General features: G+C 46.7%; 14 protein-coding genes. 7 read left to right on the forward strand and 7 right to left on the reverse strand.

Going from position 1 to position 16,207, the window contains the following annotated elements; genetic code table 11:
• Window positions 1-126 precede the first annotated feature (126 nt).
• Window positions 127-1,668: a trypsin-like peptidase domain-containing protein gene (locus tag GLV81_RS10490; protein ID WP_157478823.1), complete on the forward strand. Its 1,542-nt coding sequence runs from the start codon at window positions 127-129 to the stop codon at window positions 1,666-1,668.
• Between the two features lie 111 nt (window positions 1,669-1,779).
• On the opposite strand, the gene GLV81_RS10495 is transcribed toward GLV81_RS10490, so the two are convergent.
• From GLV81_RS10495 to GLV81_RS10520, 6 genes are all read right to left on the reverse strand, one after another.
• Complete coding sequence (locus tag GLV81_RS10495; protein ID WP_157478824.1) at window positions 1,780-2,160, reverse strand: hypothetical protein; 381 nt, start codon at window positions 2,158-2,160, stop codon at window positions 1,780-1,782.
• Window positions 2,161-2,352: 192 nt separating this feature from the next.
• Entirely contained in the window at window positions 2,353-3,423 is a 1,071-nt protein-coding gene (locus GLV81_RS10500; protein WP_157478825.1) for a fatty acid desaturase family protein, read from the reverse strand.
• Between the two features lie 83 nt (window positions 3,424-3,506).
• Complete coding sequence (gene bshB1 / locus GLV81_RS10505; protein WP_157478826.1) at window positions 3,507-4,235, reverse strand: bacillithiol biosynthesis deacetylase BshB1; 729 nt, start codon at window positions 4,233-4,235, stop codon at window positions 3,507-3,509.
• A gap of 168 nt (window positions 4,236-4,403) precedes the next feature.
• Window positions 4,404-5,027: a DUF4294 domain-containing protein gene (locus GLV81_RS10510; RefSeq protein WP_157478827.1), complete on the reverse strand. Its 624-nt coding sequence runs from the start codon at window positions 5,025-5,027 to the stop codon at window positions 4,404-4,406.
• Window positions 5,028-5,067: 40 nt separating this feature from the next.
• Complete coding sequence (gene ccsA, locus GLV81_RS10515) at window positions 5,068-7,515, reverse strand: cytochrome c biogenesis protein CcsA (RefSeq protein WP_157478828.1); 2,448 nt, start codon at window positions 7,513-7,515, stop codon at window positions 5,068-5,070.
• Window positions 7,516-7,737: 222 nt separating this feature from the next.
• A complete protein-coding gene (locus GLV81_RS10520; protein WP_157478829.1) occupies window positions 7,738-8,151 on the reverse strand; it encodes a cytochrome c maturation protein CcmE domain-containing protein in 414 nt (137 codons plus the stop codon).
• A 213-nt stretch (window positions 8,152-8,364) separates the two neighbouring features.
• Here GLV81_RS10520 and GLV81_RS10525 point away from each other — a divergent pair, with 213 nt between their 5' ends.
• From GLV81_RS10525 to GLV81_RS10550, 6 genes are all read left to right on the forward strand, one after another.
• Entirely contained in the window at window positions 8,365-9,411 is a 1,047-nt protein-coding gene (locus GLV81_RS10525) for an arginase family protein (RefSeq protein ID WP_157478830.1), read from the forward strand.
• Window positions 9,412-9,442: 31 nt separating this feature from the next.
• Window positions 9,443-10,045: a hypothetical protein gene (locus tag GLV81_RS10530; RefSeq protein WP_157478831.1), complete on the forward strand. Its 603-nt coding sequence runs from the start codon at window positions 9,443-9,445 to the stop codon at window positions 10,043-10,045.
• A gap of 9 nt (window positions 10,046-10,054) precedes the next feature.
• Window positions 10,055-11,467: an outer membrane protein assembly factor BamB family protein gene (locus GLV81_RS10535; RefSeq protein WP_157478832.1), complete on the forward strand. Its 1,413-nt coding sequence runs from the start codon at window positions 10,055-10,057 to the stop codon at window positions 11,465-11,467.
• Window positions 11,468-11,601: 134 nt separating this feature from the next.
• Window positions 11,602-12,930, forward strand: coding sequence for a radical SAM family protein (locus GLV81_RS10540; RefSeq protein WP_157478833.1), 1,329 nt, complete (start codon window positions 11,602-11,604; stop codon window positions 12,928-12,930).
• 92 nt (window positions 12,931-13,022) lie between these two features.
• Window positions 13,023-13,784 (forward strand): sulfite exporter TauE/SafE family protein, encoded by a 762-nt coding sequence (locus GLV81_RS10545; RefSeq protein WP_157478834.1) that lies wholly within the window; start codon window positions 13,023-13,025, stop codon window positions 13,782-13,784.
• A 36-nt stretch (window positions 13,785-13,820) separates the two neighbouring features.
• A complete protein-coding gene (locus tag GLV81_RS10550) occupies window positions 13,821-14,738 on the forward strand; it encodes a DMT family transporter (RefSeq protein WP_157478835.1) in 918 nt (305 codons plus the stop codon).
• Here GLV81_RS10550 and GLV81_RS10555 read toward each other — a convergent pair.
• On the reverse strand, window positions 14,735-16,141 hold the full coding sequence (locus GLV81_RS10555) for an MBL fold metallo-hydrolase (RefSeq protein WP_157478836.1): 1,407 nt from the start codon (window positions 16,139-16,141) through the stop codon (window positions 14,735-14,737). The genes GLV81_RS10550 and GLV81_RS10555 overlap by 4 nt on opposite strands.
• Between the last annotated feature and the right edge of the window lie 66 nt (window positions 16,142-16,207).

Genomic DNA, 16,207 nt, shown 5'->3' on the forward strand with positions numbered 1-16,207 from the left:
GCGGCACAGCTGTTGTTATGGCTGTTAAACAAAATGGTATTTGCATTTTTTTCACCATCAGAGACATGCATTTACTATTAGATTTACGAATCATTTCGTTTGAACATAAACAGAAAAAGAAAAGCTATGAATTGGAAGTCCGTATTTGCGATTGCAGGCGTTAGCGTCGTTACCTCGGTGCTGAGCGTTTGGGGTCTGGGAAAAATTTACAGTAGCAGCAACTCAAACGGTTATCAGGAATCAGGAAAAATGCCTGCCAACTATGCCTCTTTTGTAGAAGGCAATGGTGTGCAGGGCAATACACCGGTCGATTTTTCGGCAGCAGCTGGTGCGGCCACGCCGGCCGTGGTGCACATCAAAACAAAAATCAATGCCCGTCAGGTAACCACGCAGCGGCAGCGCAGTCCCTTTGCCGATTTGTTTGGCGATGATTTCTTTGGCGACATGTTTGGCGGTCCCCGCAGCATGACCATTCCCGAGCAGCGGGCCAGTGGTTCCGGCGTTATCATTACCAAAGACGGCTACATTGTAACCAATAACCACGTGATTGAAAACGCCGATGAAATCAACGTGACCATGCCCAATAAAAAATCGTACAAGGCCGAGCTCATTGGCGCCGACCCCAGCAGCGATTTGGCGGTATTGAAAATTACCGGCGAAAACCTGCCCTATATTGTTTGGGGCAACAGCGACGATGTAAAACTGGGACAATGGGTACTGGCTATTGGCTACCCCTGGAGCCTGGATGTAACGGTAACAGCAGGTATTGTGAGTGCCAAAGCCCGTTCGCTGGGCCTCAACAGCCGCAAGAGCAACACGCCTATTGAAAGCTTTATACAAACCGATGCTGCCGTAAACCAGGGCAACAGCGGTGGTGCCCTGGTAGATGCTGAAGGCAAGCTTATTGGCATCAACTCGGCCATTGCTTCACAAACGGGTTCGTATGCGGGTTACAGCTACGCTATTCCGGTGAATATCGTTCGTAAGATTACCGGCGACCTCATTAAGTATGGTGCCGTACAGCGGGCTTATTTGGGTATTACCTACCTGCCCGATGATGCACCTGAGGAGGAATTCCGCAAAGCAGGCATTGCACAGGGCGAAGGCGTGTATGTACGGGAAGTGCCCGAAGGTGGTGCAGCCGCTGCAGCAGGCATTAAGCCCGGCGATTATATCACTGCCATCAACGGCGTAAAAGTAACCAGCGGTTCAGAAATGGTAGAACAGGTGGCCAACTACAAACCCGGCGACAAAGTGACCATCAGCTTTAAAAGAGATGGTGCTGCTAAATCAACCACCGTTACGTTGAAGAACCGTGCCGGTAATACTGATGTGGTGAAAAACGATGCCAACGCCGACCTGAAAGAAAAACTCGGCGGTCAGCTGGAAACCGTGTCTAAAAAGGACGCCGAGAAATACAATATTGCCGGTGGTGTACGGGTGGTAAGCTTGGGCGAAGGCCTGCTGAGCAATACCCGTATGCAAAAAGACTTTGTAATTACGAGTGTAAACAGCCAGCCTGTGAAATCGGTAGAAGAACTGATGAAATTGCTGGGCAGTGCCCGTGGCACCGTTCGCCTTGAGGGTGTGTATCCTGGTTTTGAAGGGGTGTATGGTTATCCGCTCAACCTGAACCCACAGCAAGAAAATGGTAACGGCCGGCAGTAATGCCCCGCTCCACATAAATTGACTCAAGGAATAAAGCCGGCATCTGTTGATGCCGGCTTTATTGTTTTTGCTGAAGCATTGATTAAACGGAATTAAACTAACTAGGTCAAGTTACAACTTTTCGTTGTATGCTTTTACATGTAAGGGAAACTCTTCCTCATAGAATGGAAAGGAAATGCCATAAATCGTAATGAAAAATACATCAGCATCCATGCCTGAAATTTGATTCCCTATTCCATTTATTTGCAACCCCGACTCATTGATTACTACAAGACCAGGAATAGTGGATGTCTCAATAATATTCTCTTCAGAAAATTCTGCAACGATTGTAATGCTCTTTTCTATGCAGTACTGCTTAAAAAAAGCATAGCCAGAAATGGGCTCTGTAAAATTTAATATGCCAAAAACCACTCCCATTGGTACATCCGCCTTTTCGAACTCAGTAGTTCCAATTTTATTACAGTCTAAAAAGATATCGTACTTCTTACTCATGCTTAAACATACAAATAACTGAATTCAACTTATTAAGACATACTGTAGAAGAGAATATCAATGTATAGCAATGATCCAAACAACAAAGCCGGCCTCTTTCGAAACCGGCTTTACTATGGTAAGATGGCTGTGGAAGCTGCCCCCCATCAACCAATCAACTAATTAACCAATCAACTAATTAACTAATCCCCCCTACACCATCTGGCCCAGGCTGCGCAAATAACCTACGTGGCTGGCTACTGCTTTACCCAACGTACGATACTCGATGTAAGTAACGTTGAACTCGGCACAGGCTTCTTTCACAATCTTGTTGATAGCAGGATAGTGAATGTGCGAAATGCGGGGAAACAAGTGGTGTTCTACCTGAAAGTTGAGGCCACCTACCAGCCAGCTGATCACCCGGCTACGGGTAGCAAAATTGGCAGTGGTTTTCAGTTGGTGTACAGCCCATTCATCATCCATTTTGCCGGTTACTTCATTGGCCAAAGGAAAGGCGGTGTCTTGCACGGTATGTGCCAGTTGAAACACAATGCTCAATACAAAACCGCTCAGCATGGTCATTACCAAAAAGCCAATCATCCAGCTCAGGAAACCGTGCACATAAATGGGTATAATCATGAATACAGCTGCAAAGAGCAACTTGCCAATCCAAAATGAGAGGTGATCTTTTAAGCTCATTTTTTTCAACGGCAAAGAGCCAATCTGGCGAGAAAAATATTTACCAAAATCAGAGTAAAAAATCCAGAACAGGTAGAGCAGACAATACAAAAACCAGAAGTAAAAATGCTGCACTTTGTGAATGCCCAGCTTTGGTTGGTGCTTACTGAGGCGCAGAAAGATGCCTGCATCCAAATCGTCGTCTACATCATGCACATTGGTATATGCATGGTGAATGACATTGTGTTTTTGGTTCCACATAAAAGCACTACCGCCCAAAATGTTGAGGGTAAGTGCGGCCAGTTTGTTTACAAAAGCATATTTACTAAAGCTGCCGTGGCCACCATCGTGCATGATGTTGAAACCAATGGTGGCAATGAGTAAGCCCATTAAACCACTCAGGCTGAGAGCTACCCACACGGGCATTTGCACCAGCATCAATACAATATACGTGGTAGTGAGTGCTGCTACCAGTATCATGCCTTTGGAAAGAATACGCCAACCGCCGGTGGTCGACTTTTTTTGTTCTTCGAAATACTTGTTTACACGTTGCTTGAGCACTGCATGAAACGAAGGTGTTACATGCGGAAATTTTGGAGTTGCCATTCGGTCGGTTAAAATAAAGGCAGCATCACGCCGATGCTGTTATGGATGAAATACAAAAAACACTAACTGTGCTAAAATAAGCACTAGGTCACATTTTGGATGAAACTGTTGAAGGATTTGATACCCAAAGTTTTATCACTGATGAAGCCTTCGGCAAAATCTACACCAATCACCTTACCCAGCTGCCGGCTGCGATCGATGATGGATTGCAAAAAACCGGGAGAACTGATATAGGTCTGCGGCTCGTCGTCGGGGATAGTATCAAACTGGGTTTTGTAGGCTTTGATGGCAGCTATCTTTTGCTCCATCACCGGAGTAATGTCCATTACAAAATCAGGTTTCAGGTAGCGGTCCTGAATAAAATTGAACACATAAGTGGGGCGCCAGGCCTGTTGCAATTGTCCGTTGCGAAAGGTTTCAATTTTGCGGAGGCCACTCAGCCAGGCCGCATCACGCACCAGCTCTGCAGCACGACCATGATCGGGATGGCGGTCGCTGGGAGCATTGGTGAGCACTATCTCCGGCTGATAATGCCGGATAGCTTCCATTACTTTCAGTTGGTATAGCTGTGTATTTTGAAAAAATCCATCCGGAATGCCGAGGTTTTCCCGCACATCCAGCCCCATAATACGAAGGGCGTCGGCAGCTTCTTCGGCACGGGTTTCAATGGTACCGCGGGTGCCCAGTTCGCCTCGGGTAAGGTCTACAATACCGATTTTTTTACCGGCTTTTTTTTCCATCATCAATGTGCCTGCACAGCTCAGTTCTACATCATCGGGATGTGCAGCAATGGCCAGAATATCCAATTTCATGGGCGCAAAGGTAGTAGAGTATTGGCAGGTCAAATGCTAAAAACGGGCGTGGTGTAGTATCCACCAAGGCACTAAGAAGGCACAATGGTCACAAAGCTTTTTCAACTTGTCTATCGGCTTACCGAAAATCAAAGGGAATTCCTTACCAACTTTCCAGCCTACTCAACCTTACCCTCCATACAACATTTCCACTTCCCGCACATAGCCTTCCATTTCAGCGTCTTCGCCGGTTGGGTCATAGGGTTGCTTGAGGCTGCTGCCAAATACAAAAGCCACGGTTTGCCAAAGCCGGGCATTGGCACCACCCTTGTATTCTTTTAAAATGGCGTATACATCGGCACCGGTTTGGCGGTTGATGAGTTTCATGAGCACCTTGCCCTGGTACACACTCAGGCTGGTGATTTTATCGCCAAAGGCTTCTTTGAGTTGCTTTTCCTGCGATTTGATGAACTTTCGTCGTTCACTCTCATCTTTCATGCCGGCCATGCGGCGGTTCATGTAGTTGATAATGCGGCTGGCTTCCCTGGCATAGGGATAGGTAACGTAAACGGCATTTTTCAGCCGGGTCATTTTCTTTTGCTGACGGGCAAGGTGGCGGGGCATTTTGCCTACTACTTCTACTGGCAACAGCCAAGCGGTAGGCACCAGCGTTCCATCGTCCATTACCGTGGCATACACCACAATGGTATCATTCACCCCGTATGTAGGATGCTGAACGGGTGGCGGCTGCGATTGTGCCCGGCTTGCCAGGCCCAGCACACACAACAGCGATATGAAGAGAAGCGAACGCATTTGTCAGATTGAATATACTGACCAAAAACGAAAGACGCCGTTAATCATTGTTTCGCTGCGCCAGCTTACGCCGCTGCAACATACTCATCACAAAGCCCACTACCATTACAATAATGCCCAACCACAATACATTAATCATGGGGAATTCGTAAGCCTTCAGCGTCACGAAGTCGAGAATGGCATTGCTTTCCTTGATGCCGATTTCCACTTCTTTTTTGTCCATATCGCCGGGCTTGCGCAGGGCAAACACCAGGCTTTGACTCATGACGGTGTCGGGCAACATTTCCAACGTATTGTTTTTGAGCCGGAAGGCGGGGCGTGATTTGTATTGCCGGCCATCTTTCGCAATCACTGTAATATCAGCAGCCAACACGGTATCGCCTTTGTATGCTTTCAGACGTTCGTCGGGTGGATTAAATTCCAGCTGGTTCACTGTCCACATGCCATTGCTGTAAAAGCTGGTATCGCCTATCACCACGGTTTTGTTGGCAAACTGTGTGGTGTCTTTTGCCTTGGCAGAAGGATCGCTGAGGAAAGTGAGGTAAATGAAAATGTCTTTGTTCCAATAATGCTTGGCATCGGGGTTGGGCGTTAGACCTTCCCCACCCTTGTTGTTCTCGATTACATCGGGATACAGCGCAAATTTTTCCTGCTTGTTTTTGTTTTCAAACAAGATTTCGAAATAGCGTTTGCTGTCGTAGGGGCTCACGGTATCCTTGGTATAGGTTACCATGTATTTACCCATATCAGTAGCCACGCCTTTTATCAGGGTCAGGTTTTCGCGGGGGTTATTGTTTACATCGGTGGCATCTTTCATTTGAAGCGGCGATATGCCCGTGGTATTGTAACTCAGCGTAATCTTATTGCTGGCAGAAATCAAAATGCCCAGCAACACCATACCAAAACCCACGTGTGCTACCGAAGAGCCCGCCAGGCGCAGCTTGCCTTTCATACCCGTCCAGATATAGCCGGCATTGGCAACTATGGCGTACACCGCAGTGAAAATGGCGATGTGTAATGCCATCCAGAAACCAGCGCCTTTTTTATCGTACGCCACACCAACTGTAAAGCTGATGGTAAGGCTGATGGCCAATGCGATGACAGTAGGCCACAGCATTTTGCTGTAAAAAGTCTTTTTGGGCGTGTCTTTGTATTTGAAGTATTGTGTAACAGCTGTCAGCAATCCTACAATGACTGCAACCCAAACCTGAATCTGGTTGTGACTATACTCTACATCTTCCGGTGGGGCAATGTTGGTACCAAAAATTTTGTTGAACACCGGCAAAGACGTTTTTCCAATAATCACCAGGGCCGAAAAGAAAAACACCAGGGCACCAATGAACATCCAAAACTCACGGCTGTACAGGCTTTCTTCTTTTTGAATGCTGGGGATAGCCTTGTATTGGCGGGCAAACATCCAACCCACAGGCAGCAGAAAAACAAAGATGAAGAGCAGCAACTGCGTATTCATGCCCGAGCCGGTAAATGAGTGTACGGAAGTATCGCCCAACACCCCGCTGCGGGTAAGGAAAGTGCTGTACAAAATGAGCAGGAAAGTAAGGATATAAAACAAATACGTTGCCCGCAAAGAATAACCTGTACTACGGTAAATGAGGTTTGTATGCAACCCGCTGATGAGGATGAGCCATGGTACAAGACTAGCATTTTCAACAGGGTCCCATGCCCAGTAGCCACCAAAAGTGAGGCTTTCGTAAGCCCATGCAGCACCCATCATTATACCCAGGCCAAGTGCAGCGGCACTAAAGGAAGCCCAAGGCAGGGCGGCTTTTGTCCAGCCTGCATGATCTTTGGTTAACAAACCCGCTGCGGCATACGCAAATGGTACCACCGTAGATGCAAAACCAAGGAAGAGCACTGGCGGGTGAATCACCATCCAATAGTTCTGCAGCAAGGCATTGAGGCCATTGCCATCGGTCACAAATTCGAGGTAGTTAGTAGTACTGAAAATGGGGGCATCCATTTCATTGCGCAGCAATACAAACGGACTACTACCCACTTTTTGCCCAAAGAAGTACACACCGAGCACCATGGTTGCCAGTGCAAACTGTGCAAAGCTAATGACTGACATTACCGGTCCTTCCCATTTGCCGCTACGGCCAATGATGAACCACCCCAAAATGGCATGCCAGAAACTCCAGAGCAAGAAGCTTCCTTCTTGTCCTTCCCAAAAGCAGCTGAGCAAATACTCCATGGGTAAGGCCTTGCTGCTATGCTGCCACACATATTTATATTCAAATAAGTGGTTGGTAATGATGTAGTACAAAATGTAAAAAGACACCAGCACCGAAAGGGTTTGGATACCAAAAGATATTCTGGCCAGCTTCATCCACATGGGCCGGCTGCTTTCATCGGCAGCTTTAAACCCCATGAAAAAACTGATGCTGGCAAACAGAGCCGACATCAGCGACAAGACAATCATAAAGTGCCCGATCTGTCCGGGCAATAAGTGTTCTCCTACAAATTCCATACTGCGGGCAGCTTGCAATCATTTGGTTGCAATGCGTGGCAAAAGTACGGGTATGCACTTCATGGCAATGAATCGTTAAAGAGTGGATGTGTTGGGGAAATGCGAAAAAAGATACACGAACTACACGAATGTTACGAATTAGACGAATAAACTTTTCAATAAGCTGCAAACAAAAAGCGACACCCTTTTAGATGTCGCTTTGTATAGTGTAAAATTAATGGTTTATCCTTCTTGCTTGCTGCCGGGGTGGCGCAGGCCTTTGGCTTGTTCATCTTTGTACTTGCTGGGGCACTTCAGCAAAATATCATCACAATGAAAACCGTCTTCTTTCATGCGGCCTTTCAATACAACCCTTTCGCTCATTTCCAAATCGGCTGGTTTCGGCTTGTTGCTGATAACCTTGGTTACACCGCCCAATGAATCCACAACAGTAAAGGCGCAATAGTTGGGATTTTTCAAAGGATCATAATCAATGGGCTGGGCTTTGTCCAACTTCGCAATGAGGTGCACGTAGGTGCCTTCCTTTTGTTTGGCAGATGCAATGGTATCGTAAGTCGTAAGGTCAGAAGTGAAACTAATCATCACCGCAATGGCAACCGCCACACCTACCAGCAACAAAATGTGCAATTTCTTCATAGCAACTACTGCATTTCTTTTGGCAAATGTACAAGGATTCGGCAGCAGGCTACTCGCTGTTCAAATGTTAAATCAATCCTTTGGGTGAAAAAATTCTGAATTGAAAATCAGGCTGCTGTTCATTCTGCAATCCTTTGCGGCACACAAGCAGCACACATGAGGATGCTGGTGTGTGGTTAGTTTGTACTTTCGCCCCCCTTTATCAGTAGCCACATGGCCGACCTATCCAATTTCGACGTCAATTGCGCAGGTAATCCCAACAATAATATTTTCGGATTGCCTTTTACAGAAGATGAATCCCGACTGGTGATTGTTCCGGTACCCTGGGAAGTAACCGTGAGCTTTGGCGCCGGCACTGCCCGTGCAGCCGAGCAGGTGTTCAAAGCATCTTTACAGGTAGACATTTTTGATCAGGATTCACCCGAAGCCTGGAAGCAAGGCTTTTACATGCGGCCCATCGATCGTAAAGTGTTGCTGAAAAGTGACTTTCTGCGCAAAGAAGCCGAGCTCTTCATCGATTTTATTTCTCGTGGCGAAGACATTAAAGCCAACCGCTTTATGTGCAAGAGCATCCGCGACATCAACGAAGGGTCCGACTTTTTGAACAACTGGGTGTACGAGCAAACCAGCGACCTGTTGAAAGCCGGTAAAATGGTGGGCCTGCTCGGTGGCGACCACAGCACTTCTTTGGGTTATTGGAAGGCACAGGCCGAACGCCATGAATCATTCGGCATTTTGCAAATTGATGCCCACTGCGACCTGCGTCCTTCTTACGAATTCTTTAAATACAGCCATGCCAGCGTGGTATACAATGGCCTCGAAGAAATACCACAGCTGAGCAAAGTGGTACAAATGGGTGTTCGTGATTTTAGCCAGGGCGAATGGGAATACCTGCAAGAGCATAAAGACCGCATTACCTGCTTTTTCGACCGCGACCTCAAAAACCGCCGCTTTGAAGGCGCCACCTGGCAGCAGCTCTGCGACGACATCATAGCTCAATTGCCACAGAAAGTTCATTTGAGTTTTGACATCGATGGCCTCAATCCAAAACTGTGCCCCCGCACCGGCACACCGGTAGATGGCGGTTTTGAAACCGAAGAAATCAACTACCTGCTGCGCAAACTACTGGCCAGCGGCCGTGAGCTCATTGGTTTCGATTTGGTTGAAATCGGCATTGGCGAAAGCGGATGGGATGCCAACGTGGGTGCCCGCCAGTTGTGGAAACTCTGCAACATGATGGTGAGCCAGCAACAAGCGTAAACTTGCCTCATAGCCGGTACATTTGCAGCCTATGCAGCCAGCCGAACAAGCAGCCATCGATACACAGGGTGAATTCGATTTCATCATTACTTTAAAATCGCCGGGCTTTAAATATGTCAACATAGTGAGTCAGGTATTGCTCATGCTGTTTTTGACAGCGCATTTCTATTACCTCATTCGCATTGGCATGTTTGGCAATCACCTGTGGCTGGTGGTGATACCTTTACTCATCATCGGTTTGTGGTTGTATGGTTGGGTTCGCAGTGCCGACAAATCGTTTCAGGTAAACTACCGCATGGAACTCATGATAGCCGCCATGGCCTGGATGTTGCTGCCACTGGCCAAGTACCACGTCATCATTGGCGTTGCGTACGCCATCATGTCGGTGATAGAACGTTGGGTAAAATTTCCCGACGAAATAGGTTTTACAAAAGAAAAAGTGGTACGCAACTCCTTTCCGAAAAAGAAATACGAGTGGTTTGAGATAGACAATGTGGTGATTCGTGACAACTGGTTTACGCTGGATTTGCGCAACAACAAAGTCATTCAAAAAGAACTCGACGAACCGGTATCACCCGAACTCATTGCAGAATTCAATGCGTATTGCAAAGAGCAACTGCATTTTAAAATATAAACACCACACATGAAACATCCATTTATGTTTATCGGTAGCAAACTCACCAGTCTTCTTATTTTATCGTCATCACTATTTTTCATTATTGCATGTGGAAAGGATAAAATAAAAGATCCAAACAAAGAGATTTTGAGTGTAAAATTTCTTAAGTCCGACAGTACAGCATTCAACGAAGCAGATGTTTCTGTATTTCTGGAAAAGGATTCTATTTGGGTTTATTTACCTCCGAATGCAGATTTGTCGAGAATCAAACCGGTTATAACCTATAAGGGAGAAAAAATTTCACCGCTCTCTGGTGTTACTATGGATTTTACCAATCCTGTTGTTTTTAATGTAACTGCTGAAGATGGTACCACCCGTTCTTATGTTGCGGTTGTAAAAGCACAAGAGGTAAATAAAGTCTATGTAGGTGATACCGGCGGGCGACTTGTTTGTTATAATGCCAAAACTGGTGTGGAGCGTTGGATTAAGACGATACCAGGGGGCGAAGGCTTTGGCTATTCTCAAGCCTGTTTAAAAAACAATACTATTTACATTGGTGGCACCGACGCAAAAGTATATGCCATTAACTCTATGACAGGTGAAGTGAAATGGACTTATCAAGCATTACAAGCAATAGAAAGTTCTCCTATTGTTGAAAATGGAATAGTATACATTGGAAGCAATCACCTTCTGTTTGCGCTGGATGCCGAAACAGGAAATTTAAAATGGACTTACACCACATATGGCAATGTAAGTGGTAAGCCCATGTACGATAATGGAATAATCTATTTTGGTGCAGATGGTATTGTGTATGCTCTAAATGCAACAACAGGCAGCTTGATCAGAGAATACCGTACTCATCAAAGTGAAACACTTTTTTATTCAGGAGAAACCGTGTTGTATAAGGGTCATATTTATATTGGTAGCAGGTATGGAAAGCTATTCGCTTTTAATAAAGAAACTGGCAACTTAAAATGGACCTTTAACGATGACAGAGCATCTATGGAACAATCAACTCCTATCATCCGTAACGATACCATATTCATTTTATCATCGTTTGATATGGGATCATCTACCAGGCAGTTCGGCTCGGCATATGCCATTGATGCAAATACTGGTGTATTAATTTGGAAAAGTCAAAATGGCATCGGATTCAAGAAGAACCCGGTTTATCACGATGGAATACTATACATGTCTGGATATGATGATAAATTCAAAGCCTTAAATTCTAAAGATGGCTCTGCTGTTTGGCAGGTGTCCAATTTTAGAGGTATGGAACCTACTTTGGGAAATAATCTTTTGTTTGTTGGAGAAGGTATAAACAAAAGATTTTGCGCTATCGAACCTAAGACAGGCAGGATAGTGTGGGAAAAAACCGGAGGTCATTTTATATTCAATAAACCTCTCGTAGTAGATAACCGAGGTAGAGTCATCAACTAACATCGCCATTTACTCTGCCGAGCATTTCAATTCTACACCATTGTTAAATTACAGATGCCGTTAATTGAACCAAATTCCTTTCAAAAGGAGAGCATTTTGTAGCAAACAAATAAAACAGCAAAACACCGTATATCATGACGCCCTATCTATTATACAGCGACGGCAACGGCAACATTTTTGAAGACCAAACCCTCTACGCCATTGGCCGCAGTGGTTGGGATGCTTTTGAAGTACCCGAAGAAAGCTGGATTGTATTGCCCGATGGTGGCAACCTGTACGAACTGCCCGGCCGCAAAGGCATTGGCATAGATGTAGAAACCGGAGAAATGCGTCTTTGTGATAAAGGCTGGGCCGTGGCTGCTTTCATTCCGCCGGCACATACCAACCTGTTTTTGGCCGCTTACGAAACCGAACCCGATGCACCTACCCTGCCGCTGTTTTGCTATACAGCAGCCGGCTGGTACAACGATCAGTTTTATGTTACCGCTGTGCGTGTAGAGAGAGATGTGCGTCAGGAATGCGCCGGGTATGATGATGATACCATTGCCAACGGTGCTACGCATTTGATGGAAGCGTATTCGCACAACAGACTGGTGAAGCACCTGATGGAAAACTGCTGCAACACTTACAACTGCCCCGCTGCCCGCAACATGGCCATGGGCCGTTGGGAATGCCCGGTGCCCAGCTCGCCTGCCTGCAATGCCAACTGCGTTGGTTGTGTGAGTTTTCAACCCGAAGATGAAACCATCACCAGTCCGCAAGACCGGCTGACTTTTAAACCCACGCCGGAAGAGATTGTCGAGTTTACCGTACCGCATTTGGAAACAGCTCCCTACCCCATCATTAGCTTTGGGCAGGGCTGCGAAGGTGAACCCCTGCTGATGTGGGAAACCATCCGCGATGCCATCATCGAAATACGGAAGCACACCAAAAAAGGTTCCATCAATATCAACACCAACGGCAGCAAGCCTGCGGCAGTCGAAGCCTTGTGCCAGGCGGGTTTAGACAGCATACGGGTAAGTACCAACAGTGCCCGCAGCGAAATTTACACGCCGTACTATCGCCCCAACAATTACCAGTTTGAAGACATCATAGAAAGCCTGAAAGTGGCCCGCAAATATGGTGTGTGGACAAGCATCAACTACTTCGTTTTTCCCGGCATGACGGATAGCGAAGCCGAATATGAGGCGCTGCGCAAACTGATAAAGGAAACAGATTTATGCATGATTCAGTGGCGCAATTTCAATATTGATCCCGATTGGTATCTGGGTAAAATCAACGTAGCCGATGCAGGCGAATGCATGGGTGTGCAGCAAATGATGAACCTGATTCATGAAGAGTTTCCAAAGTTGAAATTCGGCTACTTCAATCCGCCTATCGAACGCATCAAAGGCGATTACAACAACGACTTCGCCCACTGGACAGAAGAACTGGGTGGGTATGTGGTGAATGGTGGGCAATGATGTTTTGGGCAACGATGATAGCCTGATGTATTGACTAATTGACCAATTAACCAATCAACTAATTAACTAATCAACCACTCGACTAATTCCCATTGGCTTCCTCTCTCATCATCGTTTGCATAGCAGCATTTGCCGCCGGCTTTATTGATGCCGTAGTGGGCGGTGGCGGTTTGGTGCAGACACCAGCCATGCTCATCACTTTTCCGAACGCACCGGTAGCCAGTTTGCTGGGTACGGTGAAGATTCCCTCCTTTTGCGGCACAGCGGTTTCTGCCTACCAATACAGCAAACGCATCGACATCCGCTGGAAGCTGATTGTATGGGTAGCACTGGCGGCATTTAGTGCAGCCATGTTTGGCTCGTACATGGTAAGTGTGCTCAACAATGGCATCCTCAAACCCATCATTCTGTGTGTGCTGGTGCTGGTGGCTTTGTTTACCTACACCCGCAAAACGTTGGGGCAGCAACACGATGAAATCCCGTATACAGAAGCGTTATGGAAAGGCATTGCAGCAGGTTTACTGATTGGTTTTTACGATGGCTTTATTGGGCCCGGCACCGGTAGTTTTTTGGTGTTGGTGTTCATCACCATCATTGGTCATGATTTTATGCATGCCAGTGCCCATGCCAAAATGATTAACCTCGCTACCAATCTGGCATCCATCATTTACTTTTCATTTACGGGCAATATCATGTTTGAGCTGGCCATCCCCATGGCTATTTGCAATATGGCCGGTGGATGGGCAGGTACAAAAATGGCCTTGCTCAAAGGCAACCGCTTCATCCGTATTTTCTTTTTACTGGTGGTGACCGGTACTATCATTCGCTTTGCGTATGATATTTTCTTTCGGTAAAAGCAGAGCAAACGTTCCTGTACATTTGCCCCCGTTTTGAGTAATAAGCAACATACCATTGAAGGCATTGGCCTGGCTGTACTGGCCACGCTGGTGTGGAGCGGCAACTTCATTGTAGCCCGGGCTATCAATCAGGATATACCACCATTTATGCTGGCGCTGCTACGCTGGGGTACAGCATCTATTATTATGTTGCCCATTGGTTGGGCAGCATTCCGGCAAGATTGGACGGCCATAAAAAAAGCATGGCCTGTTGTAACGTTTGCCGCATTCACGGGTATCAGTTTGTTCAACACTTTCATCTATGTAGCCGGACATTTTTCTTCGGCCATCAGTCTGGCGTTGATAGGTACCACTTCGTCACCCGTATTTTCATTTATACTGGCCCGTATTTTTTTAAAAGAAAGAATACCGGCATGGCGTATGCTGGGCTTGCTCATTTGCATCAGCGGCATCTTGTTGTTGCTGAGCCGGGGCAGTTGGGAAGTACTATTGCATTTCAGATTTACACAAGGCGATTGGTGGATTTTAGCAGCTGCATTATCCTTTGCCTTATACAATATTGCCACCCGAAAAAAGCCAGCCAACATTTCACCCAAAGCGTACCTCTTCAGTACTTTTTGGATAGGCACCGTCATCCTTCTTCCTTTCGCATTGCTTGAAGTGGGCATGGGAGCAACAGTAAACTGGAGCTGGTCGTTGGCAGGTATCGTGCTCTACCTTGGTGCAGGAGCTTCTGTAATTTCATTCCTTTGCTGGAACATAGCCATAGCAAGGCTTGGCGCAGCCCGCACCGCTATTTTCGGCAACCTCATTCCTGTATTCAGCAGTATTGAAGCCGTGCTGATTTTACACGAAAAAATTACCTGGATTCACATCCTTGGCATGACGGTGGTGATTGTTGGCCTTGTTATAGCCAACCTTCGTGCTACAGCAGCAATCCCCAAGCGTTAGCTCAGGGCTGCTGTATCTTTTTCTGTAGGTATTTCTTTGATTTCTTTGATGGCGTTGTAACCACCCAGCACATTCCGCACATTGTGCAGGCCCTGCCGTTTGATGAGCGAAGCTGCAATCACACTGCGATAGCCCGCAGCGCAATGCAGGTAAATGTTCGCTTCTTCGGGAAGCGTAGCAATGCGCATGGTATCGTTCAAATCGTTGAGTGAAAGATTGGTGGCGCCTACAATATGACCATCTGCAAATTCAGTTTCATTGCGTACATCTACCACCAGCAATTTATCGTCGTGTGGCAGGTCCATGGCCAACTCATCGGGTTCAATGTCGATGATGATATCGAGTTGCTTACCTGCTTTCAACCAGCTATCAAAACCACCAGCCAAATGACCCGCAAACTGTTCGAAACCCACCCGGGCCAAACGGGTCACAGATTCTTCTTCTTTACCAGTTTCGGTAATCAACACGATTGATTGATCAAAGGGTAGCAAACTACCAGCCCATTCTGCAAATCTTCCTTCGAGGCCAATGCTCACCGAACCGGGAATAAAGCCATTGGTGAAAACAGTAGCCGCTCTGGTATCCAGTAAAATGGCATTGCCTTCTTCCATCAACGCTTCTACTTCTGCTACGCTCAACGCTTTCATGCCATTGGCCAATACTACTTCAAATGGTGCATAACCTTTTTGATTGATGGCCGCATTCACCGCGAAATATACCGGTGCATCTTTCAAACCGGTGGTAACGGCTGTAACGAAAGCTGCTTTGTTTTCAGCCTGCAGCGCATAGTTGGTTTGCTTTTGCTGACCAATGGTGCTGAAGGTTTCGGGGCCAAGATTTTTGCCGCAGGCGCTACCGGGGCCATGGGCAGGATACACCAATACCTCATCGGGCAGGGTGGCCAGTTTTTGTTGCAATGAATCGTAAAGCATGCCCGCCAGTTCTTCGCTGCTCAGGTTGCCACTGCTGAGGTCGGGGCGGCCAACATCACCAATAAACAACGTATCGCCGGTGAAAACCGCATGTGCACTACCATCCGCATTGCGCAGCAACCAACAAGTGCTTTCCAAGGTGTGGCCGGGTGTATGCAGGGCTTCAATGCTGAGTTCACCCAGTTGAAACGATTCGCCATCTTTTGCTATTTGCACCGGATAGCGGGTTTGAGTACCGGGACCATACACAATGGGGGCACCGGTAGCTTTCGATAAGTCGATGTGTCCACTAACGAAGTCGGCATGAAAATGCGTTTCGAAAATGTATTTGATGCTAGCCTTGCGATCGGCTGCCAACTGCGTGTAGGTTCGATAGTCACGCAGTGGGTCGATGATGGCTGCTTCGCCATTGCTTTCAATATAATAAGCGGCCTCACTCAGGCAGCTGGTGTACAATTGCTGGATATACATGCATCGAAAAATTAAGGTTGCAAAAGAAAGACGAAAAATGTTTACTAAATACTAATGCAGGCCTTT

Origin of the sequence: Phnomibacter ginsenosidimutans, assembly GCF_009740285.1 — a bacterium.
In the GTDB taxonomy this organism is placed as follows: domain Bacteria; phylum Bacteroidota; class Bacteroidia; order Chitinophagales; family Chitinophagaceae; genus Phnomibacter; species Phnomibacter ginsenosidimutans.